Source organism: Actinoplanes sp. NPDC051851, assembly GCF_040681165.1.
Taxonomy (GTDB): domain Bacteria; phylum Actinomycetota; class Actinomycetes; order Mycobacteriales; family Micromonosporaceae; genus Actinoplanes.
The window spans coordinates 1-1,414 of record NZ_JBFAYF010000171.1 but is presented as its reverse complement, the minus strand read 5'-3'; the positions used below and the strand labels follow the sequence as shown (position 1 = coordinate 1,414).

General features: G+C 65.8%; 2 protein-coding genes. Both read right to left on the bottom strand.

Annotated elements, in window-relative coordinates:
• Nucleotides 1-611: 611 nt before the first annotated feature.
• Entirely contained in the window at nt 612-827 is a 216-nt protein-coding gene (locus tag AB0M08_RS47505) for a hypothetical protein (protein ID WP_364508965.1), read from the bottom strand.
• Entirely contained in the window at nt 824-952 is a 129-nt protein-coding gene (locus AB0M08_RS47500) for a hypothetical protein (protein ID WP_364508962.1), read from the bottom strand. The genes AB0M08_RS47505 and AB0M08_RS47500 overlap by 4 nt, the downstream gene beginning before the upstream one ends.
• Nucleotides 953-1,414: the final 462 nt, after the last annotated feature.

Below are 1,414 nucleotides of genomic sequence, written 5' to 3'. Positions count from 1 at the left end.
TCGTTGCTCAGCAACGTCGATCTTGGAGACCCTCATCTGTTCACTCAGCAACCACCCACGTCCACGCAGGTGACCCCAGTCATCACTCGTCTAGGCAGAACGTCGACTGCGCAGCTCCGCATAGGTGACGGACAAACCGATCAAGAGGAACGCCAAGGTGGGCGCGCCGGCCGCGGTGTGCACGGCGTCAAGGATCGCATCCTGTGTCGTGTCCCCGCTGGGTCCGAACCCCGGGTCACTGAACAGCACACGCTGTCGCCTCGAAGATCCTGCCCAGCGCGATCTCGAAGGCGACAACGACACCCGCGAGGATGGCCCAGCGGATGAGGAGCCGCCGGTCGCGGATCGGGGCGTCGATCGCCGGATCGGATTGTGGCCGAGTTCGAACAGGGCAACGAAGCTGAACAGGCTGAGCGCGAAGAGCAGGTAGATGCCAGTAACCAGGAGCGCGGCCAGTCCTGCAGTCAGTGGCAGCCCAGCGGCGGCCGTCCATGGTCCCAGCGACCGCAGGCGGTAGCGCCTGTGCCGGTAGGCCTCCCGTACACCGATCCTGGAGGGCCCTGTGATCAGTCGGACGCCGCCGGCCCAGCCGATCGACCCGATCACCACGGTCACGACGAGTTCGAGAGCGGCGAGCAGTATCGCGGCCGGCGCGCCCGGCGCGCCCAGGGGCCGAGCGCGGTCCGGCTCAGTTCGACGAGCCCCAGCGGCACGGAGACGGAGAATCCGGTGACCAGCAACACCGGACGCCAGTGCTGCCGGGAGACGGCAAGGATGGTGGCGGACCAGGAACGCAGTGTCGGTTCGGGAGGCGCGACAAGGCTCATCCGGTGGCCACCGTGACGATGTCGCGGTTCTCCAGCACGTGGCGCTGGTAGCCGTGGCGGGTCAGGCGCAGCGCGACCTGTCCCATCTGCACGGTGCTGGTCATCAGCACCGGGGTCAGGACCATCCCGGCCTCTCGCCCCTGACCTGCCTCGGAGAGAGTGGATCAGGGGCGAGAGGCAGGTCTTCGCCCTCGACCGGTGATAGACGAGGGCATCACCGTATTGGCTCGCAGCCAAACGGCACCGATGCCACCAGGCAGGTAACGCGGAACACGGCCTCGCCCTAATGTCTCGCGGCGGTGAAATGCCAGTTGCCGGTAGGTACACCGAATCACATAATGGCGTGGTGACCAACCAAAAGCGACTGCCCATGTTCACCCTGGGATTCGCTAGTGACGAGGCTCGGCAAGCCGCGACAGACGTCTTCTATCTGCAAGAGCTCGACCGGCAGGCCGAGCTCGCGACGCGGAGCATCTACCTGGCTGTGATGCGGGCTCTTCGAATTTAAGCGGGGTTGAGGTGTCCGCGGTGGCGGCGGGTGGTAGCGGTACGGGTCCGTAGCCGCTGGTTCTTCGGGTTACGAAATC

Excerpts from the sequence above, each read along its gene's own strand:
- AB0M08_RS47505 (WP_364508965.1), bottom strand. The coding sequence starts at position 827 with ATGAGCCTTGTCGCGCCTCCCGAACCGACACTGCGTTCCTGGTCCGCC.
- AB0M08_RS47500 (WP_364508962.1), bottom strand. The coding sequence starts at position 952 with ATGGTCCTGACCCCGGTGCTGATGACCAGCACCGTGCAGATGGGACAG.